This window comes from Cellulomonas soli (genome assembly GCF_052036975.1).
In the GTDB taxonomy this organism is placed as follows: domain Bacteria; phylum Actinomycetota; class Actinomycetes; order Actinomycetales; family Cellulomonadaceae; genus Cellulomonas; species Cellulomonas soli_A.
On sequence record NZ_JBQIAR010000006.1, the window covers coordinates 16,631 to 38,764 of the forward strand.

General features: G+C 71.4%; 18 protein-coding genes. 9 read left to right on the forward strand and 9 right to left on the reverse strand.

Features of this window, described 5'->3' with window-relative positions; translation table 11 throughout:
• Positions 1-76: 76 nt before the first annotated feature.
• On the reverse strand, positions 77-925 hold the full coding sequence (gene rfbD, locus ACTHAM_RS08075; protein WP_440686178.1) for a dTDP-4-dehydrorhamnose reductase: 849 nt from the start codon (positions 923-925) through the stop codon (positions 77-79).
• Positions 926-1,053: 128 nt separating this feature from the next.
• On the opposite strand from rfbD, the gene ACTHAM_RS08080 reads away from it, so the two are divergent.
• Complete coding sequence (locus tag ACTHAM_RS08080) at positions 1,054-1,671, forward strand: dTDP-4-dehydrorhamnose 3,5-epimerase family protein (RefSeq protein ID WP_440686180.1); 618 nt, start codon at positions 1,054-1,056, stop codon at positions 1,669-1,671.
• Positions 1,664-2,608 carry a glycosyltransferase family 2 protein gene (locus ACTHAM_RS08085; protein WP_440686182.1) on the forward strand — a complete coding sequence of 315 codons (945 nt, stop codon included), beginning with the start codon at positions 1,664-1,666 and terminating at the stop codon, positions 2,606-2,608. Before ACTHAM_RS08080 ends, ACTHAM_RS08085 begins: the two co-directional genes overlap by 8 nt.
• 33 nt (positions 2,609-2,641) lie before the next feature.
• On the opposite strand, the gene ACTHAM_RS08090 is transcribed toward ACTHAM_RS08085, so the two are convergent.
• Positions 2,642-5,140: a glycosyltransferase gene (locus tag ACTHAM_RS08090; RefSeq protein ID WP_440686184.1), complete on the reverse strand. Its 2,499-nt coding sequence runs from the start codon at positions 5,138-5,140 to the stop codon at positions 2,642-2,644.
• A gap of 76 nt (positions 5,141-5,216) precedes the next feature.
• On the opposite strand from ACTHAM_RS08090, the gene ACTHAM_RS08095 reads away from it, so the two are divergent.
• From ACTHAM_RS08095 to ACTHAM_RS08105, 3 genes are all read left to right on the forward strand, one after another.
• Positions 5,217-5,603 (forward strand): hypothetical protein, encoded by a 387-nt coding sequence (locus ACTHAM_RS08095; protein WP_440686186.1) that lies wholly within the window; start codon positions 5,217-5,219, stop codon positions 5,601-5,603.
• Positions 5,600-7,105, forward strand: coding sequence for a glycosyltransferase family 2 protein (locus ACTHAM_RS08100; protein WP_440686188.1), 1,506 nt, complete (start codon positions 5,600-5,602; stop codon positions 7,103-7,105). Before ACTHAM_RS08095 ends, ACTHAM_RS08100 begins: the two co-directional genes overlap by 4 nt.
• Positions 7,106-7,185: 80 nt before the next feature.
• Positions 7,186-8,082 (forward strand): class I SAM-dependent methyltransferase, encoded by an 897-nt coding sequence (locus ACTHAM_RS08105; RefSeq protein WP_440686190.1) that lies wholly within the window; start codon positions 7,186-7,188, stop codon positions 8,080-8,082.
• A 115-nt stretch (positions 8,083-8,197) separates the two neighbouring features.
• Here the strand turns inward: ACTHAM_RS08105 and ACTHAM_RS08110 are convergent, their stop codons facing one another.
• The 4 genes from ACTHAM_RS08110 to ACTHAM_RS08125 all read right to left on the reverse strand — a co-directional run bounded on the left by ACTHAM_RS08110 (position 8,198) and on the right by ACTHAM_RS08125 (position 14,454).
• Complete coding sequence (locus tag ACTHAM_RS08110; RefSeq protein ID WP_440686192.1) at positions 8,198-9,568, reverse strand: glycosyltransferase family 4 protein; 1,371 nt, start codon at positions 9,566-9,568, stop codon at positions 8,198-8,200.
• Positions 9,565-10,767, reverse strand: a complete 1,203-nt coding sequence (locus ACTHAM_RS08115) for an ABC transporter ATP-binding protein (protein WP_440686194.1) — start codon at positions 10,765-10,767, stop codon at positions 9,565-9,567. The genes ACTHAM_RS08110 and ACTHAM_RS08115 overlap by 4 nt, the downstream gene beginning before the upstream one ends.
• Complete coding sequence (locus ACTHAM_RS08120; protein ID WP_440686196.1) at positions 10,764-11,597, reverse strand: ABC transporter permease; 834 nt, start codon at positions 11,595-11,597, stop codon at positions 10,764-10,766. The genes ACTHAM_RS08115 and ACTHAM_RS08120 overlap by 4 nt, the downstream gene beginning before the upstream one ends.
• Before the next feature lie 103 nt (positions 11,598-11,700).
• The gene (locus tag ACTHAM_RS08125; RefSeq protein ID WP_440686198.1) at positions 11,701-14,454 is read right to left on the reverse strand and encodes a peptidoglycan recognition protein family protein; all 2,754 of its coding nucleotides are present in this window, start codon (positions 14,452-14,454) and stop codon (positions 11,701-11,703) included.
• A gap of 218 nt (positions 14,455-14,672) precedes the next feature.
• Between ACTHAM_RS08125 and rfbB the strand changes: the two genes are divergently transcribed.
• The 3 genes from rfbB to ACTHAM_RS08140 all read left to right on the forward strand — a co-directional run bounded on the left by rfbB (position 14,673) and on the right by ACTHAM_RS08140 (position 18,452).
• Positions 14,673-15,668, forward strand: a complete 996-nt coding sequence (gene rfbB / locus ACTHAM_RS08130; RefSeq protein WP_440686200.1) for a dTDP-glucose 4,6-dehydratase — start codon at positions 14,673-14,675, stop codon at positions 15,666-15,668.
• A 73-nt stretch (positions 15,669-15,741) separates the two neighbouring features.
• The gene (locus ACTHAM_RS08135; RefSeq protein WP_440686202.1) at positions 15,742-17,013 is read left to right on the forward strand and encodes an LCP family protein; all 1,272 of its coding nucleotides are present in this window, start codon (positions 15,742-15,744) and stop codon (positions 17,011-17,013) included.
• Between the two features lie 509 nt (positions 17,014-17,522).
• Complete coding sequence (locus ACTHAM_RS08140) at positions 17,523-18,452, forward strand: LCP family protein (protein ID WP_440686204.1); 930 nt, start codon at positions 17,523-17,525, stop codon at positions 18,450-18,452.
• A gap of 12 nt (positions 18,453-18,464) precedes the next feature.
• Here ACTHAM_RS08140 and purE read toward each other — a convergent pair whose 3' ends face one another.
• Positions 18,465-19,016 (reverse strand): 5-(carboxyamino)imidazole ribonucleotide mutase, encoded by a 552-nt coding sequence (gene purE, locus ACTHAM_RS08145; RefSeq protein ID WP_440686206.1) that lies wholly within the window; start codon positions 19,014-19,016, stop codon positions 18,465-18,467.
• 92 nt (positions 19,017-19,108) lie between these two features.
• Entirely contained in the window at positions 19,109-20,275 is a 1,167-nt protein-coding gene (locus ACTHAM_RS08150; protein ID WP_440686208.1) for a 5-(carboxyamino)imidazole ribonucleotide synthase, read from the reverse strand.
• Positions 20,276-20,367: 92 nt separating this feature from the next.
• Between ACTHAM_RS08150 and ACTHAM_RS08155 the strand changes: the two genes are divergently transcribed.
• Entirely contained in the window at positions 20,368-20,901 is a 534-nt protein-coding gene (locus ACTHAM_RS08155) for a GtrA family protein (protein ID WP_440686210.1), read from the forward strand.
• Here ACTHAM_RS08155 and manA read toward each other — a convergent pair whose 3' ends face one another.
• Complete coding sequence (gene manA / locus ACTHAM_RS08160; protein ID WP_440686212.1) at positions 20,902-22,098, reverse strand: mannose-6-phosphate isomerase, class I; 1,197 nt, start codon at positions 22,096-22,098, stop codon at positions 20,902-20,904.
• Between the last annotated feature and the right edge of the window lie 36 nt (positions 22,099-22,134).

Genomic DNA, 22,134 nt, shown 5'->3' on the forward strand with positions numbered 1-22,134 from the left:
CGGATCGCCACACGCCCCGCAGCGCACGCATGACGACCTGACGCCATCACCGCACGTGACGGCTCAGGTGCTGGGTTCAGCCCGCGAGCACGGTCTGCGCAGCCGCCTCCCACCGCTCGGCCCAGGGGCCGATCGGTGCCACTCCGACGGCGTCCAGCTGGTCGTGGGCGAGCACCGAGTACGCGGGCCGCACGGCCGCCCGCTTGAACTCGCCGCTGGTCGTCTCCCGGACGATCTCGGGGTCCATGCCGGCGGACCTGACTGCTGCCTGGGCGAAGCCGTGCCAGGACGTCTGCCCGCCCGACGTGCCGTGGTAGATGCCCGACGGGGCGGCAGCGCGCACGAGGCGAAGCACCAGCCCTGCGAGGTCCACGGTCCACGTCGGCTGACCGACCTGGTCGGCCACCACGTCCAGGCCGCCGCGCTCCCCGGCGACCCGCACGATCGTCCGGGGGAAGCAGGGCCCGTGCGCCCCGTACAGCCACGCGGTCCGCACGACGAGGTGGTCGGGGTTCTCCGCCCTGACAGCCCACTCCCCTGCTGCCTTGGTCCGGCCGTAGGCCGACGCAGGCGCCACGGGACCGTCGGCGGGGTACGGGACCGTGCCCACGCCGTCGAACACGTAGTCGGTCGAGATCTGGACGATCCGTGCCTCGCGCTCACGGGCGGCACGAGCAAGGTTCGCGGCGCCGACGGCGTTGACGGCGAACGCGAGCGACTCCTGCTCCTCGGCGGGATCGACCGCGGTGAAGGCCGCGCAGTTCAGCACGACGTCGACGTCACCGACGGCGGCGGCGACGGACCGCGGGTCGGTGATGTCGATCGCCTCGCGGTCGATCCCGACGGCCTGCTCGCCCTCGCGCTCCAGCAGCGTCATCGCGTCCTGCCCGAGCATTCCCGCTGCCCCGACCACCAACCACCTCACGTGCAGACCTCCCGCTCGACAACCGGCGGCCAGCATAGCGAGGACGCCCCGACGCACCACCCCGCGCCCGGACAAGCATTAGCCTGTGCCGGTCCCTCGTCACCGTCGCCTCACCCAGGAGTCCACCGATGCAGGTTCGCGAGCTCGCCGTCCCCGGAGCGCTGGAGCTGACGCCACGACAGTTCGGGGACGACCGCGGCGTCTTCCTCGAGTGGTTCAAGGCCGACACCTTCACCGAGGCGACCGGTCACCCGTTCGAGCTCGCGCAGGCCAACTGCTCGGTCTCCGCCGCGGGCGTGCTCCGCGGCGTGCACTTCGCTGACGTCCCGCCCGGTCAGGCCAAGTACGTCACCTGCGCACGCGGTGCCGTGCTCGACGTGGTCGTCGACATCCGGGTCGGGTCTCCGACCTTCGGCACCTGGGACACCGTGCTGCTCGACGACGTGGACCGCCGGGTGATCTACCTGGCCGAAGGGCTGGGGCACGCGTTCATGTCCCTGGAGGACGCATCCACGGTCCTCTACCTGTGCTCCACCGGGTACGCGCCGGGTCGCGAGCACGGCATCCACCCCCTCGACCCGGACCTCGCGATCGCGTGGCCGACCACCGGCCGCGACGGTGCACCGCTGACCCCGCTGCTGTCGGACAAGGACGCGGCAGCGCCTGGTCTGCGGGACGCCGCCGACCAGGGTCTCCTCCCCACGTGGCAGGCGGTCAACGAGTACGTCGAGGGGTTGCGTGCCTGAGCCTCGCAGTAGCCACCCGGAGGTCGCCGCGATCGTGGTGACCTACCACCCGGACCCGGCCGCGCTCGACGCACTGATCGGCGCGCTCGCCCCCCAGGTCGGTCACCTCGTCGTCGTCGACAACGGGTCCTCCAACGCCGAGCTCGGGCGGTGCCGGGCCTCGATCGAGGCCGCCGGTGGCATGCTCGTCGAGCTGGGCGCGAACCGCGGCATCGCGACCGCCCAGAACATCGGGTGCCAACGCGCCGTCGCCGCGGGCGGAGTGACGCGCCTGCTTCTGATGGACCAGGACTCGGTGCCGGCCGCCGACATGGTCGGCCGCCTCGCCGCAGCCCTGGACGAGGGGCCCGGCCCGGACGGGCTCCCTGTCGCTGCGGTCGGCGCCGTCGCCACGGACGGCCGCGACGGTGAGCCACCGTTCGTGTACGCGTCTCGTCGGTGGGGCCCCCGTCGGGTGGAGCTGCCTGACACGGACGGCGCCCGCGTGCAAGCCGGGTTCCTCATCGCCTCCGGCTGCATGATCGAGGCCAGCGCACTGGCGTCCGTCGGGCCCATGGCGGACGACATGTTCATCGACCACGTCGACCTGGAGTGGTGCGTGCGCGCGCGCCGCGCGGGGTGGGCCGTGTACGCGGTGGTCGGCGCGACCATGTCGCACTCACTGGGCGACGAGCCTGCGCACCTGCCGGGGCGCCGTCGCTCCGTGCATGTCCAGTCCACGTCACGCAACTACTACATGGTGCGCAACACGGTCCGGCTCATGAGGTGGCGCGGTCTGCCGCTCGGGTGGCGCCTGGGGTACGTGCTGTACCTGGGGAAGTACCTGGCCTACTACTCGCTCGTCGCGGGGCCCCGACGGGTGCGGGTGCCGCTGCTCGCCCGCGGTCTGGTCGACGGGATGCTCGGCCGCACCGGGCCGATGCCCGCGCGCCGGTAGCCGCAGGGAGCCCGTGCAGGCGCCCGTCGAGCCTCAGCCGCGGCGCACGCGGCGCCGGACACCGGCGACCACGGCACGAACTCCACCGTCGCTGTAGGTGTGGCGCACGACCGCGACGTACCGACGCCACGCGGCGGCCGGCCGTCCGGCGGGTGGCGGGTAGGCCTCCACCCAGTGCGCGGCAGCCGCCGTGTAGGGCTCGTCGTCGGACACGGGGCTCCACGTCGAGACGCGGGCCTCACCGCCCTCGGCCACCCGGCGTGCGGCGTCCAGGAGGATGGCGCGGTACCGCTCACCCTGCCGGGCGGGCGAGTAGCGCAGCAGCGCCGACCGTTGAGCCCTGGCACCGATGAGTGCCCGTTGGTGCTCGTCGCCGATGAGCATGTCGAGCGCCTCGACCCACTCCTGCGACGTCGCCGCCAGCAGGCCCGTCTGCCCGTGCTCGATCGCCTCGGCGAACGGCTGGGTCGGTGAGGCGACGGTCGGTGTCGCGACGAGCGCGGCCTCCAACCACTTGATGGCCGACTTGGCCTCGTTGAACACGCTGCCGAGGACCAGAGGGGCCAGGTTGACGTCGAGGTCCCGGAGGCGACCCGGAAGGTCCGTCCACGCCAGCATCGGCAGCCTGCGCACGCGGTGTTCGAACGGCGTGAGGTCGTCGCCGGTGCGCAGGTGCCCGCCGAGCCACAGCTCGATCTCGGGATACCTGCGCAGGATCTCGACGACCGCCGGCTCGATCAGGGCCCAGTCCGCGTCATGCGTGGTCGTCCCCGAGAAGTAGCCGATCCGGAGCGGCCCCGGGCTGCGGGGGCGGCCCAGCGCGTGCTCGGCCAGCTGTCCCATGGTCGTCCCGACGCCATTGGCGTAGCGGTAGGTCGGCAACCCGGTCAGCGCGCCGACCTGCTCGCACAGGGCGTCGGTGCTGCCGATGTACGCGTCGGCGGCCTCCAGAGTGGTCCGGTAGCGCGCCACACCACGCCACCACAGGTCGAGCTCCGCCTCGGCCATACCCTCGAGCCCGTGGACCTGGCCGCGAAGCTCAGGGTCCACGATCAGGTCGTCGACGTCGAAGAGGATGGGCACCCGCCGTTCACGGGAGCGGATGGAGCCGACCAGCTCCAGCACCTGGTCGGTGGCCGGCACTCGGTAGAGCACGACCGCGTCGGCGAATGCCGCCAGTGCCGGGAGCTCGGGGTCTCGGTAGTGGCGGACCTCGCTGACGATCCCCATCTCGGCCAGCGCCTCGGCAGGTAGCTGGGCCCGGTACCTCAAGGGCGCCCCGGGGATGCCGACGATGAACAGCACTCGTCGCACGAGCGGCTCGACCGCAGACGCCACGTCGGCCGGCTCCGCGAGGAGCTCGACGAACAGGGCCTCCGTGCTCGCGACCTGCTCGTCGAGTGTGCGGACGCGGACGTCCGGTGCATGCTCCTGGAGCGTTGCCACCCGTGCGGGGTCGGTCACGAGCGAACGGATGGCCACCGCCAGCGCGTGCGCGTCACCGGCCGGGACCACGAGACCGTTGGCGCCGTCGACCACGACCTCCTCGGGCCCGAGCGTGTCGGTGCACACGACCGCGAGTCCGGCCATCAGGGCTTCCCGGGTCAGGATCGAGTGCGACTCGCGCATGACCGAGGCCAGCACGAGCACGTCGTGCTCCGCCAGGACCCCGGCCAGCTCGTCGGGGCGGTAACGCTCCCGCGCCCGCACGTGCGACCCCAGGCCTTCGACGTCCTCCGGGGTCACACCGAACAGGTCGATGCTCCACGCGCCGGGCGGCACCTCGGCCAGCGCCTCCCGCAGCACCGGCAGCCCCTTCATCGGGTCACGCCCCCCGGCGAACACGAGGCGGATCGCCCCGTCAGCGGGCGACACGTGATCGACCGCCTGCGGGGTCGGGATGCCGTTCTCGTCGACACGCATCCGGCCGGCGGGCACACCGTTGGCGATCATGACGTCGGCGGCCGTACGAGAGGGTGCCAGGACGACGTCCGCGCGAGCGAGGTGCGTGCCGAGCGCACGGTTGCGGGCGCGCAGCCACTCGTGGTCCACGGCACAGGGGCATCCACCGCACGCGACGACGAGCGAGCAAGGCCTGCGGTCCGGCGCGACGAGGAACTGACGGGCGCACGACCACCAGAAGTCGTGCATCGTGACGACCACCCGCGCGCCCGACTCCGCAGCGATGCTGACGAGACCTGCCCCGAAGGTCTGCAACGAGTGCAGATGGACGACGTCGACCGGGTGCTCGCGCAACCACGCGCGGAACTCGTCCTCCACGGCCGGGTTGAGGCTGTTGAGCGGGTCGGACCACGACGTGAAGGGCGTGATGGAGATCCAGTGGATCGGTAGGCCCGTCTCGTCCCTCTCGTCCCAGGTGCTGAGCGGTTCGCGTTCGTCTCCGAGGTGCCCGGCGTAGACACTCACCTCGTGCCCGCGGGCGGCCAGGCCGCGCGCCAGCCGTTGCGGGACGAGGGTGCCACCGCTGGTGTGGTTCGGCGGGTAGTGAGCCGACACGACGAGGATGCGCACCCGCCCATGCTAGGTGGGCACCATCGTGAAGGTCCTGTGAAGAGGGCGGGAGCCCCAAATGCCCTACCCTGTGCGCATGCCGATCGACGACCGACGCGCTGCCTGGTTGACCGGGCTTCGCACCAGCGACGACGCGGTGCACCGCCGCCTCAGCGACGAGGCAGCCCACCGCGAGGTCGAGGCGCTCGAGGGCCGTCTTCTCACCCTCCAGGCAGAGCTCGTCGCGTTGCGCCGCGCCGTCGGGGTCCGGGACCACCTCCTGCACGATCAACGCGTCGCGATCGCGGAGCGGGACGCACGGATCGATCACCTCGCCGCCCTCGACCAGAGGTCCCACCAGCACCCGACGGGCCGTGCCACCGCGGCCCGGGCGGGCCGCGCGGCGGCGCGGGTCGCCCGGGCGCTCGTGCGAGCTCCGCGCAGGGCCCTCGGTCGCCTGAGGGCGAGCGTGACCGCGCGATGACGGTGTCCTTCTCCCTCCTCGTGGCCGCAGGGCTGGACGGGAGCGGGTTGGCTCAGACCATCGCCGCCGCGCGCGCGGCCCGCTCGCCGGGTGCACGGTGGGAGCTCGTGCTCATCGGCCGGGACCCCGTGCCGGAGGCCCCCGGGTGGGTTCGCTGGGTGAGCAGCCAGGAGCACTCGACGGCCGGCCTCCTCGGCGCGGGCCTCGAGGTGTCCCGCGGCACGTGGGTCGGTGTCCTCGGCCCCGGTGACCAGCTTGAGGTCGGCGCCATGGAGGCGCTGGAGTGGTGGCTGGCCGAGAAGCCGGGCTCGGATGTCGTCTACACCGACGAGCAGTGGCAGGCCGCGGACGCCTCAGGGATCTTCACCAAGCCGGCGTGGAACCCCGAGTACGAGCGCGGCCTCGACTACCTCGGACGGCTGTGCCTCATGCGCAGGTCGCTGCTGGTCGAGGCCGGTGGGTTCCAGGCTGACGCAGGCCCGGCCGTCGAGTGGGACACCCACCTGCGGGTCGTGGAGCGCACGGACGCGATCGACCACATCCCGGTGATCGGGGTGACGCGCGCCGAGCCGCCCGCCGTCGACGCGAGCACCTGGGACTCCGGGGTCGGCGCCGTCGAACGCCACTTCGCACGCTGCGGCCAGGACGTGCGGTGCGAGCGCGGGCCATTCCCGGGGTCGGTCACGACCTGGCGAGCGGTGCCGGAGCCGCCGCTCGTCTCGATCGTCGTGCCGACCGGCGGTGGCCGCCGGGCGATCAGAGGCACCGAGCAGGTCCTCGCCGAGATGTGCGCCCGGTCGCTCGTCGACCGGACCAGCTACGCGCCGTGGGAGCTGGTCCTCGTCCCGTCCGAGGGAACGGACCCGGCCGTGGTCCAGGCCGTCCGGGAGATCGTCGGTGACCGCCTCGTCGTCGCTCCTGCCAGAGGGCCGTTCAACTTCTCCGCATCGGTCAACACCGGCGTCGCGGCGGCCACCGGCGAGCTCGTCCTCCTGCTCAACGACGACGTCGAGGCGATCGAGGCGACCTGGCTGGACCGGATGGTCTCGGTAGCCCAGGACCCCTCCATCGGGGTCGTGGGCGCTCGACTCGTGCACGAGAACGGGCTGATCCAGCACGCCGGGGTCGTGCACAACGACGAGTGGGTGCCTGTCCACCTGTTCCAGCAACGACCCGACGGCGAGACTCACTTCGGCATGGGGCTCATCGACGCGGAGTTCTCGGCGACCACCGGCGCATGCCTGCTCATCAGCAGAGAGCTGTTCACGGAGCTCGGCGGCCTGACCGAGGAGCTGCCGCTGAACTACAACGACGTGGATCTCTGCCACAAGGTCGCCGCGGCCTCCCGACGCGTCGTGGTCACGCCGCTCGCGCACCTCCACCACTACGAGTCGTCGAGCCGGGTACCGGTGCTGCTGCCGGAGGAGACTGCCCACCTGCGCCGGTACTGGTCGTGGCGGGCATGGAGCGACCCGTGGACCAACGCACGGTCGACCCGGTGAGGACTCCCCGTTCCGCACCCACGCACCGCAGCCCGTACGCTGACGCGCCGGCCGCCCGCCGTCGCCGAGAAGGAGAACCTGTGACCGACCAACCCGCCATCGCCGACACCGGCGAGCGCATGGTGCCCGAGTTCCACCGAGGAACGCTGCTCTACGCCGAGCACCTCACCCGCTACACCGTGGCGGCCGAGGCTGTTCGCGGCCTGCGCGTCCTCGACATCGCCTCAGGCTCGGGATACGGCAGCCGCCTGCTCGCCGACTCCGCGGCGTCCGTCATCGGCGTGGACGCCAGCCTCGAGGCGGTGACCTACGCCCGGGCGCACTTCTCGGGCAGCAACGTGGAGTTCCGTCACGGCGACGCCACGGCCATCCCGCTCGAGGACGACTCCGTGGACGTCGTCGTGTCGTTCGAGACGATCGAGCACATCGACGACTACGAGAAGTTCCTGGCCGAGATCGATCGGGTGCTCGCGCCCGACGGCATCCTGCTCCTCTCCACGCCGAACGACCCGGAGTTCGTGGAGGACAACCACTTCCACCTGCACGAGTTCGTGCGCGACGAGCTGCTCTCGCTCGTGCGCACCCGCTTCGAGCACGTCGACGAGTACTTCCAGTCGACGTGGAAGGCAGTGACGATCGGAACGGAGGCACAGCTGACGGAGCTGGGCGCGCTCGAGGTGCCGCTGGAGCGCCTGAGCACGGCAGCGCCGGAGCAGTGCCTGTACTTCTACCTCGTCTGCTCGCGCGTCCCCGTCACCACGCGGTTGACGCCGCTCGCCGCGCTCGGCGAGCGGTACTCGGACCGCGCCCTGCAGGAGATCGCACGGGACGCCTCGGAGCGGATCACCAGGCTCGAGGCCGAGCTCGACACGGCTCGACAGGACCTGGTCGCCATCCGGGCGACGCGTTCATACCGGCTGGCCCACCGGCTCTCGACCGTGTGGGGCTCGGTGCGTCGGACTCCCACCGAGCGCTGACCAGCGGCCCGGCCGCGCTGCGCGGACACTCCCGGCGCCGCTCACAGGACGGGCCGCTGTGCAACCCGCGATGCGGGTGCACAGCGGCCCGTCGACCGGAGAGCGCAGGGCGACCTCAGTGCGTCCCCTTCCGCCGGGCAAGCCGGAGACGGACGGCGTCGACCACCCCGCGGATCCCGCGCGTGCGCAGCGTCCGCCACACCCGGCGGGCATCGCGTGCCGGCGACGCCGACAGCGCCGGCCTGGGCGAACGATCCACCCTCACCCGTGCCGCATCAGCGGCCGGTTCCGCACCCTCGCACAGGTCGACCACCGGCTGGAGCACGACCGGCCAGACGAACTCACGTGCGACCTCGCGGACGTTGTCCCGGTGCCGCGCAAGCGCGACCTGGTCCGTCAGCTCCGCGCGGAGCGCCGCCGCTAGCGCGTCAGGGTCCTCCGCGGGGACGACCCTGCCGAGGTCGCGCTCGGCGATGATGCGGGCGAACGCGTCCCCCTCGGTCGCGACGATCGGCAGACCGGCCCACAGGTAGTCGAGCATGCGCGTGCGGAAGCTGAACTGCGTCTCGAGGCTCGGGAAGTGGCAGCTGACGCCGAGGTCGGCGTCGAGCAGGAAGTCCGCGCGACGCTCGTAGGGGACCCACTCCTCGTTGAAGAACACGTGGCGCCCTGTCAGACCAAGTTCGTCGGCCAGCTCGCGCGTGCGCACCGCCATCCGCATCCGGGGGACGTCGGGGTTCGGGTGCGCCATGCCCATGAACACCAGCCGGACGTCCGGGACGTCCGCTCGGAGCCGGTCGATGGCGTGCACGAGCGTCAGCGGGTCGAACCAGTTGTAGACCCCACCACCCCACAGCACGACCCGGTCATCGGCCGAGATGCCCGGGATGACACCCCGGATGGCGGGCTCGGTCCTGACGGGCGGTTCGGCCGAGATGCCGAACGGCACGATCCGGACCAGATCGGTGAGCGAGGGGTCGGCGTCGTACGTCAACGGGTTGATCCGGCCGGCCGCCGCCAGATGCCCGATCCACAGGTCACGCTGGCGGTCGGATGCGCACAGGACCACGTCGGCGCGCCCGAGCTGGAGGTTGATCTCCCCCAGGGCGGAGGCCAGCGCCTGGTCGCGTACCCCCAGCGCGTCCTCACGCTGCACCTCGAGGCTCTCGATGTGGAACGGGTCGTACATGTCGGCGACCATCAGGACGTCTGCGGTACGCAGCCAGGGGAAGGCGACCCCGATGTAGCCCTGCACGATCAGCACGTCCGCGTCGTCCACGCACGCGCGGAAGTCCTCGACCGCGATCCGCTCGACGACGAACCGGTCCGAGCGCCGCGTGCACTCACCGAACGTCACCAGGCGCACGTCATGCCGCTCGGCGAGCACCGAGGACAGCTCCCACGCGCGGATCGCGGGCCCGGCCATCCGCTCACCGAGGGTGTCCAGGGTCGCCACGAGAACCCTGCGCCTCACCGGCAGGCTCATCCCTCGCTCACCTCGACGGCCGCGGACCACCGGGCGGGGATCGCCAGGTAACCGCCCGACCACGTCCGGCCACCGTTCTCCACGGTGAATCGCGTGATGTCGCGCACATGGTCGATCGCGTGGGTAGTCGTCTCGTCGGTGACCGCAGCCGTGACCAGGTAGGACCCCGGGTGCAAGGTCACCGACGGGATCTCGCACTCGATCGTGCCACTGCCCTTCACGACACCGAGCACCTGTCCTGCGTCGCGGGTGTTGGTCGCGCCCAGATACGTGCCGTCGGTCGCCTCGAAGGCGAAGCCGATGACCGGGCTCGTGACGGCCTCGGTCGCGGTGTACCGCAGCCGGACGATCCCCGGTTCGCCCACGGCGACCGCACCGGGGCGCCCATCCGCCCGGACCACCTCGGCCGAGTCGATCCTGATCTCGCCGGTCCCGGAGTGAGTGAGTCCGCCGTAGGTGGTGCTGGTGCTGGCGTGCGTGAAGTCCTCGTAGCGTTCGAGGACACCGGATGCCGGCCCGATCTCACGCAGGCGGCCGTGGTCGATCCACGCTGCGGTGTCTGCCATCGCCCGCACCGACGGCAAGGAGTGCGAGACCAGGACCACGGTGCGGCCCTCGCGCTTGAAGGTGGCGAACTTCTCGGTGCACTTCTCCTGGAAAGCGGCATCGCCGACGGCGAGCACCTCGTCGACGAGCAGGATCTCGGGCTCGACGTTGATGGCGACGGAGAAGCCCAGCCGGACGTACATCCCCGAGGAGTAGTTCTTCACCGGCTGGTCGATGAACTGCTCGACCCCCGAGAAGTCGACGATCTCGTCGAACTTCCGCTCGATCTCCTTGCGCGACATACCCAGGATCGAGCCGTTGAGGTAGATGTTGTCGCGGCCGGACAGCTCCGGGTGGAAACCGGACCCCACTTCGAGGAGCGCTGCCACACGCCCGTTCATCGTGATGTTCCCGCTCTCCGGGAACAGGATCTTGGCCATGCACTTGAGCAGCGTCGACTTGCCCGACCCGTTGTCGCCGATGAGGGCAAAGCTGCTCGCCTCCGGAACCTCGAGACTCACACCGTCCAGCGCGAGGAAATCCTCGTAGCTGCCACGTCCGCGGCGCATGACGGCAGCCTTCAGACTCTGGTTGCGTTCGTGGTAGATGCGGAACTTCTTGACCACGTCCTGGACCTCGATGGCCGTGCTCACAGCGCCTCCGCCAGTCGCCGCTGGTGCCGACCGAAGACCCAGCCGCCGAGCAGGATCGCTCCGACGGCCCAGCAGCAGACCCACAGCACGGAGTCGCCTGCGGGCAGCCTGTTGTCGTACAGCAGGTTGCGGAACACCTCGGCGAATCGCTCCATCGGGTTGAGGCGGTACAGGTCCAGGAGGGTCACGTCACCCACGAGTGGGCCGACGGCCTCCGACTGCCGGGCGACCTCCTTGATCGGGTACACGATCGGCGTCAGGTAGAACCAGACCTGGAAGAGGATCGCGACCAGGTGCTGCATGTCCCGGAAGTACACGTTCGCGATGCTCAGCAGCAGGGCGACACCGACCGAGAACACGAACAGGACGAGCATGAAGAGCATCGTCAGTGGGATCCACGGGAGAACCTCGGCACCGAACAGAACCAGCACGACGACCAGGACCAGCATCTCGATCGCCCAGGTGTACAAGGCGGCGAGCCCACTCGAGATGACCAGGGTCGATCGCGGGAAGTAGACCTTCTTGATCAGGTTCTCATTCCCCACCAGGGAGTTCATCCCGCCGGTCACCACACCGGTGAAGAAGGACCACGGGAGCAAGGCGCACATGAGCCAGATCGCGAAGACGTCCAGGCCGCTGGGATCACCGGGGTCGGGCTCCATCCGGATGATGAAGGAGAAGACGAGCGAGTAGACCAGCATCTGGGCCACGGGGTTGGCCAACGACCACAGCTGACCCAGGGCGGTGCGCTTGTACTTCCCCTTGATCTCTCGGCGTGTGAGGTTGACCAGCAACTCACGGGACCCGATCACGTCGGCGACGAGACTCAACACACCTCCTGGTGGGAACCGTCCGGCGTCGTGAGATGAGCCCGCAGCGGCCTCCTGCCCGGTTCGGCGCCCTAGGATAACGCGATCCGGACACTGCCCCAGGTCACCGGAAGTAGCCGAGCACGTCGACCACGAGATCCGCCTGGCCTCGATCGTTGTAGCCCTGGACGCGGGGATCAGCGCCGTCGACCGGCACGGCGGTGGAGTTCGCCTGGTCGCGTCCGGCCCCGGTGTTGAGGTCGGAGGCGACGGGTCGCGGCACCGCCCGCGGCCACACGCTGAGGAACGTCACGCCGGCACTCTGACGGGTCGCCGCGAGCGAGAGCACAGCCACCCTCGCGTCCGCGGGGAGCATGGCCGCCGCCAACGAGTACTCGCGGGTCTGACCCTCGCCCAGCTGCGTGCCGTCGGTGCGGGTGTCGAAGGCCCGCTTGGGCGTGATCGGCGTGAAGGCGAGCGTGCCCGACGGTCCGTACCAGCCGACGACATCGAGCACCACGTCCGCGCTCGCCCCCTGCAGCGCGAGGTCGAGCCGCCCCGATGCGCTCAACGGCACGACAGACCGGTTGCTGACGTTGCCCCCCGGAAGGTGGTTCACGCTCGCCGTGGTGGGCACCGCTCCGCCGGAGGGGAAGGCCGAGACGTTGCCGCCGCCCGACGGCAGGACCGAGGAGACGTTCACGAGCACCGCGGTGGCGTCGGCCGGGATGCCGTCGCGACCGGCGACCTGCACCGTCCTGCGCTCGGCGGAGGTCATCCGCCCGCCCTCCGTCCGCGTGTCGAGCACGCGCGCACCCGCAGGCAGCGGCGAGTACAGCGCCCCAACCCCCGGGGAGTCGGTGTAGTAGCCGAAGACGTCGACGACCAGGTGGGTCGCACCGGCGTTGTTCGACAGGCTGACCTTGCCCTGGCCGCCGACTCCGACCATCGTCCCTGCCCCGGTCGTCCTGCTGGGATCGGTGTTGAGGATCGAGGCGTCCGGCGTGGCCTGACCTGCCGGCCACGCCCGCACGAAGGTGCCGGCCGAGCTGTGCACCGCGGTGACGTTCAGAGCCACCGCCTTCGCGTCGGCGGGGATGCCGCCGACGCCCGCCACGGTGAGGTCGATGCGGGAGCCCGCCCCGAGCGACTGCCCCGTCTGACGAGTGTCGAGCAGGCGCTGCGGCGTCATGGGAACGAAGGTCAGGTCGTCGGCTGCGGGCACGGGAGCGACCGTGGCGGGATTCGGGCCGGTCGTCACCGTGACGGTCGCCGCCCAGGGAACGGCTGGCGTGCCCGTCGCCGCGCCGGTGCCCGTCAAGGTCAGCCGGTACGGTCCGGGTCCCACGGGCACGCCGGCCGGGCCACGCCCGTCCCAGGCGGCCAGCTGACCTCCTGACGGCTGGTCGACCACGCCCGTCCTGCTCGCCATCGTCACGCCCGTGCGCTCATCCACGACTGTGAGCGTCCATGCGGTCGAGCCCAACGTCGCACCGTTGACCGAGATGGGCGTCCCGGAGACGACCGAACCCGCGCTCAGGGACGGGTTGACCCACCCGGTGTCGATGAGCTGACGCGCACGAGCCCTGAGCCCACCCAGGAGCGAGTACCCGGCCTGCCCGGGGCACGCGGTGTAGGCCACGTCACGATGGCCGATCACCGTCGGGAGTGCCAGGTACGTGCCGGCCGCGTAGCGGGAGTTCTCACCGCCGCCCGTGGTGTACCCCACCGTGCTCATCGGGTCCCTGTGGTAGCTGCCGAGCCGCCACGCGATGACCTTCGCGACTGCCTCCTGCATCGCAGGCGACGGCGTGATCGTGCTGAAGTCGCCCAGCATCGCGATGCCCACGGTCGCGGTGTTGAAGCCTCCGGCATGGACGCCGATGACCGGCCGGTCACCGCTGCCGGCCCGGCCTTCGTACACGTTGCCCCACTTGTCGACGACGAAGTTGTAGCCGATGTCGCACCAGCCGCGTCCGTCGATGTGATACGCCTGATCGTTGCGGATCTGCTGCATCGCCTGCGCGACGGTGGAGTAGGAGTTCGAGTCCGCCGTGTGGTGCACCACCGCCGTCAGCAGCGTGCCCGCCACACCGGGCGCACACACCTCGGGACGGGCGCCCCACGCAGCACGGGTGTACATCTGCGGTGCGACGGCCTGAGCGGGTACATAGGCGGCGGTCCGCACGACCGCCTCCTGCGTGGCGGCGTCCGGGTCAACCTCGTCCGGAGCGGCCTCGTCCGACCCGGACGCCTGCGGGGCTCCGATCAGTGCCAGGCGCATGCCCTCGACCGCCTCGTTCCCAGCGGGATCGAAGGACAGCTGGATGGCCTCGGCATCGCCGATCCAGAGCGAGTCCGTTCCCCCGCGCACCTCGCGCGCGTCGTCGGGCGTCCCGGGGTCCGGGGCGGCGTCAGACACGTCGAGCGCTCGCCAGGGCGACCACCCGTCGCCGTCGAACGTGCGGACCTCCGGGGTCAGGGCCGACCCGTCCGCCCCCTCCGGCCAGGTCACCCCGATGGTCTGCGCCCCGCTGGTGTCCACCGCGGGCGTCTCGAGCCGACCTTCGACAGTGGGCTCTGAGGCCACCACGTCCTCGTTCGCCGGGTCGACGAGGTCGGCTTCGCCACTGGGCTCGCTCGCCTCGGCGGGCTGGTCGACCGAGTCGATGACGATCTCCGTCTCGACGACCTCGACCTGCGCACCCGCCGCGTCCGGCGCATCACTCGCAGCGCGAACCACCGCCGCGCGCCCGACGACGCCGTCGACGCCGCCCCCCGCAGTGGTCGCCGACGTCTCCGGAGCCACCTGCCCGCCCACGAGGAGACCGAGGGCGACGGCGAGCGCGGCCAGGGAGACGAGTGCGCGCTGACGCATGGGATGACCTCGGATCGCGAGTGGGGGTGACAGGGGAAGCGTGAGCCCCCGGAACGACCGGGTCAAGGACGTCCGGCGCGTGTCAGAGCAACCTGTCGCCAGGCTCGCAGACGTGATGACGGCGAGGCTGGGCCGTGAGAACGGCCCGACGGACGCCTGCGCCTAGCCCCACCTTGGCTATCGTGGGGCACCACCACCCGTCCTCGAAGGAGTGCCCCGTGCGCATGCTCGTCACCGGCGGAGCCGGTTTCATCGGCTCCAACTTCGTCCACCACACGGTGCGCACACGCCCCGACGTGCACGTCACGGTGCTCGACGCTCTCACGTACGCCGGCGACGAGCGCAGCCTGGACCCGGTGGAGGGCAAGGTCGTCTTCGCCAAGGGCGACATCGCGGACCCCGACATCGTCGACGCGCTCGTGAAGGACGTCGACCTGGTCGTGCACTTCGCGGCCGAGTCGCACAACGACAACTCGCTGCACGACCCGTGGCCGTTCCTGCGCACGAACGTGATCGGCACGTACCAGCTGCTCGAGGCGGTCCGCCGCCACGGTGTGCGCTACCACCACATCTCGACCGACGAGGTCTACGGCGACCTCGAGCTGGACGACCCGGCGAAGTTCACGCCGGACACCCCGTACAACCCGTCGAGCCCGTACTCCTCGACCAAGGCGTCCTCCGACCTGCTGGTGCGGGCGTGGGCGCGCAGCTTCGGCGTGCAGGCCACGATCTCCAACTGCTCGAACAACTACGGCCCGTACCAGCACGTGGAGAAGTTCATCCCGCGCCAGATCACCAACGTGGTCGACGGTGTGCGGCCCAAGCTGTACGGCACGGGCGAGAACGTGCGCGACTGGATCCACGTCGACGACCACAACGCAGCCGTGTGGGCGATCATCGACAAGGGCCGCATCGGCGAGACGTACCTGATCGGCGCCGACGGCGAGAAGGACAACAAGACCGTCATCGAGCTGATCCTCGAGCTGATGGGCCAGGAGCCGACCGCGTACGACCACGTCAACGACCGGCCGGGCCACGACATGCGGTACGCGATCGACGCGAGCAAGCTGCGCACCGAGCTGGGCTGGGTGCCGCAGTACACGACGTTCCGGGACGGGTTGGCGGCGACAATCGACTGGTATCGGGCGAACGAGGCGTGGTGGCGGCCGCAGAAGGACGCCACCGAGGCGAAGTACGCCCAGCTGGGTCGCTGATCTGCACAGTTCCTCCACCACGCCCGCGCGCGGGCTCCCGGTCGAGGGCCGTCCCGCCTCCTAGGATCCCGATGTGACCACCCGCCACGCGGCTTCTCCGCGCCCTCGCGTCGTCCGCCATGCGCGGACGACGGGCACGCACCGGGTCCTGCGTGGCCTGGCGATCACCATGACCGGTGTCGTGACCTTCGGGCTCGCGGGGGCAGCCTCCGTGTACGCCAAGATGAACTCGAACATGGACAGCGTCAGCGTGGCGGGGCTCGTCGACCCGATCATCGAGGCGACGCCGGCCGACCCGGACGACCCGAATGCCGGCAAGGACGTCAACATCCTCATCATGGGCTCCGACGTCCGTGACGGTGAGAACGCCTCGATCGGCGGCGAGGCCTCCGGCATGCGCTCCGACACGACGATCGTGGTGCACGTCTCTGCCGACCGGCAGCGGGTCGAGCTCGTCTCGATCCCCCGCGACTCCCTGGTCGACGTCCCCGCCTGCCGGATGACGGACGGCTCCTCCACCGGCGCCTACAACGGCATGTTCAACTCGGCCTTCGCCACGGGCGCGGACAACGGCGGCGACATCGCCTCGGCCGCCGCGTGCACCATCAACACGGTCCAGAAGAACACCAACGTGCGGATCGACCACTTCGTCGTGGTCGACTTCGTCGGCTTCATCTCGATGGTCGACGCGCTGGGCGGTGTGAACATCTGCATCCCCGAGGCGATCGACTCACCCAAGGCCGCGCTCGTCCTCTCCGCAGGCAACCAGACCTTGAACGGGTCCCAGGCGCTCGGTTACGCGCGTGCGCGCACCGGCGAGGGGCTCGGGGACGGCTCCGACACCAACCGGCTCGGGCGCCAGCAGCGCCTGATCGCCGCGGTCGTCAACGAGGTGCTCTCCAAGAACCTGCTGACGGACCTGCCGTCGCTGCTCCAGTTCGCCTCCGCAGCGACGTCGTCGCTCACGACCGACCCGGGGCTGGCGTCCGTCGACGCGATCCCTGGCCTCGCCTACAGCCTGCGGGGGGTCTCGACGAGCAACGTGTCATTCATGACGATCCCGTTCGCCGCAGCCCCCAACGACCCGAACCGCGTCGTGTGGACGTCCGAGGCCGACGAGGTGTGGGCGAACATCGCGTCGGACGTGCCCATGCTGGGGGTCGAGGAGACGCCCTCGGCCACGCAGACCACGGCCCCCTCCGACCCCACGACCGCACCGCCGGCGGACACCACCACGACGGCGCCCGTCGACCCGACGACAGTCGTGCCCGAACCCGTCGAGACGAAGGAGGCCGGCAAGGAGGCGTTCGACGCCGGCGACGTCACGGGGGTGTGCGCGCCGTGACGCCGCGCGTGCCGGACGACCAGAACCCGCCCAGTTTCGCCCCGAAGAAGGCGGGTGCCCGGCCCGTGCCACCGGAGACGCCTCCCGTGGTCGTGGGCCGCGGTCCGCAGGCAGAGCGGCCCGCCACCGACCGAGGGCGACCGGATCCCGTGGCCCGCCAGACGTCGAGCGCACCGCGTCGCCCCGCCCAGCCGCATCGCCCGGCCTCCGCACCGTCCGCAGCTCCGGCGTCCATCGCACCCGGCACAGCCCGACCAGGACGACCGAGCCGGCCACCGGCACCGGCGACCCCAGCCTCGGGCGAGACAGCCCCGGCGACCCGCAGCACCTCTTCGCATCCGCGCACGGCAAGCCGGGCGGGCAACAGCCAGCCACGCCCCGTGGCGTCGCGGCGAGCAGCGTCCGGTCCGGGCGCGAGCGGCAGCCGACCTCCGGCCGCAGGTTCCGGCGAGCACTCCGGTGGCGCCGGCGCCACGGCAGCCGGCGGGCGACAGCGCCTGCGTCGCCGTGTGCTCATCGTCGGCGCCCTGGTCCTCGTCCTGGCGCTGGCCTGGCCGATCGGTCTGGCGATCTGGGCCAACGGGCTCGTGCAGCACACGTCCGCGCTCTCCGGGGCGCCCGACACCCCCGGCACGACCTACCTGCTCACCGGCTCCGACTCGCGGGCGGACGGTGCCATCGCGGAGGACGGCACGGAGGGTGCTCGCACCGACACGATCCTCGTGCTGCACGTGCCCGACAGCGGGCCGGCGGCGCTGATCTCCCTGCCCCGGGACACCCTCGTCGACGTCCCTGACAACGGCCAGGCGAAGCTCAACGCGGCCTTCGCCTGGGGGGGTGCGCCCCTGCTGGTGCGCACGGTCGAGGGGCTCACGGGACTGACGGTCGACCACTACGCCGAGATCGGGATGGCCGGCGTCGAGCAGGTCGTGGACGCGGTCGGCGGTGTGGAGCTGTGCTACGACAGCGACGTGAACGACGCCGACTCGGGCATGGTGTGGACGGCGGGCTGCCACCAGGTGGACGGCGTGCAGGCCCTGGCCTACGCCCGCATGCGCAAGGCCGACGTCGAGGGCGATATCGGCCGGGCGAAGCGGCAGCGTGCGCTGATCAGCGCCGTGACCGGGGCCGTCTCGCCGTCGCAGCTGCTGCTGAACCCGGGCAAGCAGGTCGCCCTGATCCGATCCGGCACCGGAGCTCTCACGGTCGACGACGGCAGCGACGCCATCGATCTGGTGCGCCTCGCGCTCGCCTTCAAGGCCGCCAACGGTCCGGGCGGGATCACAGGGACGCCGCCGATCGTGAGCCTCGACTACCGCCCGGGCGACGGTCTCGGGTCGACCGTCCTCCTCGACCCCGACGCGACACCGACGTTCTTCGCGGCGATCGCCGACGGTTCGCTTCCGCCCGGTCAGGTCGGAGGAGTGCCCAGCTCCTGACGGGCACCTCGGTCAGCGCTGGTGCGCGGTGAAGCCCGTCGCAGGACCACGGCCGTCCGCCAGGGAGCGCAGGCGCGCGCCCTTCGCCTCCGCCTGGGTGCGCAGCCCGACCTGGAACTCCTCCATCGCGGCGCGTAGCGTCCGGGCGAGAGGGTCCGCACCCGACGACAGGATGCGTACGGCGAGCAGGCCTGCATTGCGGGCGCCGCCGACCGACACCGTCGCGACGGGCACCCCGGCCGGCATCTGCACGATCGAGAGCAGCGAGTCCATCCCGTCGAGGTAGGCCAGCGGCACCGGGACACCGATCACCGGCAGCGAGGTCACCGACGCCAGCATGCCGGGCAGGTGCGCCGCCCCACCGGCACCCGCCACGATCACCCGCAGGCCCCGGTCGGCGGCGGTCCGACCGTACTCGATCATCTTGTCGGGCTGCCGGTGGGCGGAGACGACGTCCACCTCGACGGGCACCTCGAACTCGGCAAGGGCCTGAGCCGCTGCTTCCATCACGGGCCAGTCGGAGTCCGACCCCATGACGATCCCGACGAGGGGTTGACCTGCCATCGTTCGTGCTCCGTCCGTCTCGCGTGCTCCGCAGCCGACGCATCCGACCACGACCTGCCCATCATCGCCCCATCGTGAGGGGCGCGGACCTGTCAGCCGTTCTGCTCGCCGCGAAGTGCGGCGGCGGCTGCACGCGCCCGGGTGCGCGCGTCGGCGAGGTCCGTACCGCGGACGGTCACGTGGCCGAGCTTGCGCCCGGGCCGCACCTCCTTGCCGTACAGGTGCACGCGGGCCTGCGGGTCACGAGCCAGCACGGCCGGCAACGCGTCGGTCGGATCCTCCAGCGACGACCCGAGCACGTTCGCCATGACGGTCCAGGGTGCGAGCGCCGCCGTGTCCCCCAGCGGCAGGTCCAGCACGGCGCGCAGGTGCTGCTCGAACTGGCTGGTCGTGGCGCCGTCGATGGTCCAGTGCCCCGAGTTGTGCGGACGCATGGCCAGCTCGTTGACCAGCACGCGCGGTGCACCCCCGTCGGGGTCGGCCACCTCGAACATCTCGACGGCCAGGACCCCGGTGACCCCGAGCCCTTCGACCACCTGGGCGGCGACGGCGAGCGCCTGCGCGCGGGTGTCCTCGTGCAGGTCGGGCGCGGGGGCGATCACCTCGGAGCAGACGCCGTCCTGCTGCACGGACTCCACGACGGGCCAGGTGCGGACCTCGCCCGAGGGCCGTCGCGCCACGAGCACGGCGAGCTCGCGCAGGAAGGGCACCTTCTCCTCGACGAGCAGCGGGGCTCCGGTGCCGTCGGCCGCGGCGGCCAGCCACGCAGCGACCGACTCCGCACGGTCGACGACACGCACACCCTTGCCGTCGTAACCACCGCGGGCGGTCTTCACCACGACAGGACCGCCGGCACGGGCGACGAACGCGTCGATCTCCGCTGCGGTCGAGACGGGGGCCCACCGCGGGATCGGCGCACCGATCGCCTCCAGGTGGGCGCGCATGACGATCTTGTCCTGCGCGTGCACCAGCGCGGCGGCGTCGGGACGCACCGGGACCCCGGCGGCGACCAGACGGTCGAGCAGGGCGTTCGGGACGTGCTCATGCTCGAAGGTCAGCACGTCGGCCCCCTCGACGAGGGCGAGGATCGCAGCCTCGTCGGAGGCAGCCCCCACGGGGGCGTCGACGACGACCTGCGCCGCGGAGGAGTCCGGGTCCTCGACGAGGACGCGCAGGTGGATGCCCAGGGCGGTCGCCGCCGGGGTCATCATGCGCGCGAGCTGTCCGCCTCCGACCACGGCCACCACAGGTGCTGTCACGGGCGCTGAGCCTAATCGAGCCGACCGGCGGCGACGGCTCCCGTCCGCGAAGGGCCCAGGGAATGCACGGAGATCGGGGATATCCTCGGCGCGTGAGCCGGAGCGACGCGCCCCCTGCCACCGCTGTCGCCTCCGACGTCGGTGCGGGCACCGACGTCCTCGACCGCTCCCCCGCAGCCGTCCCGGCGTGGTTCCCGGTCCGGGTCCCGGCAGCCTGGTGGGCGCGGGCTCTCGAGCTCAGCCGCTTCCTGTCGGTCGGGGCCGTCGCCTTCGTCGTCGATCTGGGGCTGTTCAACCTGCTGCGGTTCGGGCCCGGCGAGCTTCTCGGGCACAAGCCGCTCACCGCGAAGGTGATCTCCGTGGTCGCCGCGACGCTCGTGTCCTGGTTCGGCAACCGCCGGTGGACCTTCGCCGAGCACCGCACGGCGAGGCGAGGACGTGAGCTGGTCGTCTTCGCGGCCGTGAACCTCGTCGGCATGGTGGTCCCGGTGGCCACACTCGCGTTCTCGCACTACGCGCTGCAGCTCACGTCTCCCCTGGCCGACAACGCTGCAACCATCTGCGGCATCGTCCTGGCGACCGCGCTGCGCTACGTCGGCTACAAGCGATGGGTCTTCATCGCCTGATCAGGGCACGTCCGCCTGGATCAGGACCCCTTCGCCGGTCGCCGTGATCGCCCCCTCGGCCGACGGGACGAAGACCGCCTGGCCCCGAGTCAGACGCAGCGCTCCGTCACCGTCGGCGGCCACCTCGATGACCCCCTCGAGGCACAGCAGGATGCGCGGACCTCGTCCGGGGACCCGGGTGGTCGCGCCGGCAGCCAGCCTGGTGACCGACAGCTCGAAGTCGTCCACCGGTGCGTAGAAGATCTCGGTGGACGTGAACACGTGCTCGGGCGCGATGCGGATGGGCGGCGCCGCCACGCAGTCGAGGTTCGCCAGCAGCTCAGGCAGGTCCACGTGCTTGGCGGTCAGCCCGGCGCGCAGCACGTTGTCGGAGTTGGCCATGATCTCGATGCCGAGACCGTGCAGGTAGGCGTGGACCGAGCCCGCGGGGACGAACAGCGCCTCTCCGGGCCGCAACGTCACGGGGTTGAGCAGCACGGATGTCACGGCACCGGCGTCACCCGGGTAGGCCGCCGCCAGCTGCATGACGGTCCGGTCGGTGCGCGGTGAGGGCGAGCCCTCGGCGAGGCGCCGGGCACACGCGTCGACGAAGTCCGCCACCTCCTCCGCCCCGGGACGGGTCGCCGGGGCGAGCAGCCACTCGAACGCGGTCCGCACCCCCGAGGACGTCGAGTCCGCCGTCAGCAGCACTGTCAGGGTGGCCGCCAGCGGCGTGTCGAGGTCGGCGAGCAGCTCGGCGGCCCGACGTGGCGCCCGGAACCCGACCATGGCCTCGAACCGGGTCAGCGCGTAGACGAGCTCGGGCTTGTGGTTGCGGTCCTTGTAGTTGCGGTGCGGAGCGGTGACGGGGATGCCGGCGGCCTCCTCGCGCGAGAACCCCGCCCGGGCACGCTCCGGGCTCGGGTGCACCTGCAGCGACAGTGGCGCGTCGGCGGAGATGACCTTGAGCAGGTAGGGCAGGTGGTCACCGAACCGCTGGGTGACCCCTGCCCCGAGGTGGCGGCCCGGCTCCCGGGCGATCAGCTCGTCCAGCGGCACCGGACCGGCGGCGGTGTGGGCCTGGGCGGGGGCGTTGGGGTGTGCACCGAACCACGCCTCGGCGACCGGCGTGCCGTCGGACGGCAGCTCGAACAGCTCGGGAATCGCCGTGGTCGACCCCCAGGCGTACTGCTGGAACACATGCGAAAGCCGGTACACGACATCCTCTCCTGGTCCACCTCGGCAGCGGTCTCC

What these genes read in the sequence shown, in the direction of transcription:
- purE (WP_440686206.1), bottom strand. Translation starts at nt 19,016, where the DNA reads ATGGCAGGTCAACCCCTCGTCGGGATCGTCATGGGGTCGGACTCCGAC.
- ACTHAM_RS08110 (WP_440686192.1), bottom strand. Translation starts at nt 9,568, where the DNA reads ATGAGCCTGCCGGTGAGGCGCAGGGTTCTCGTGGCGACCCTGGACACC.
- ACTHAM_RS08080 (WP_440686180.1), top strand. Translation starts at nt 1,054, where the DNA reads ATGCAGGTTCGCGAGCTCGCCGTCCCCGGAGCGCTGGAGCTGACGCCA.
- ACTHAM_RS08125 (WP_440686198.1), bottom strand. Translation starts at nt 14,454, where the DNA reads ATGCGTCAGCGCGCACTCGTCTCCCTGGCCGCGCTCGCCGTCGCCCTC.
- ACTHAM_RS08100 (WP_440686188.1), top strand. Translation starts at nt 5,600, where the DNA reads ATGACGGTGTCCTTCTCCCTCCTCGTGGCCGCAGGGCTGGACGGGAGC.
- ACTHAM_RS08095 (WP_440686186.1), top strand. Translation starts at nt 5,217, where the DNA reads ATGCCGATCGACGACCGACGCGCTGCCTGGTTGACCGGGCTTCGCACC.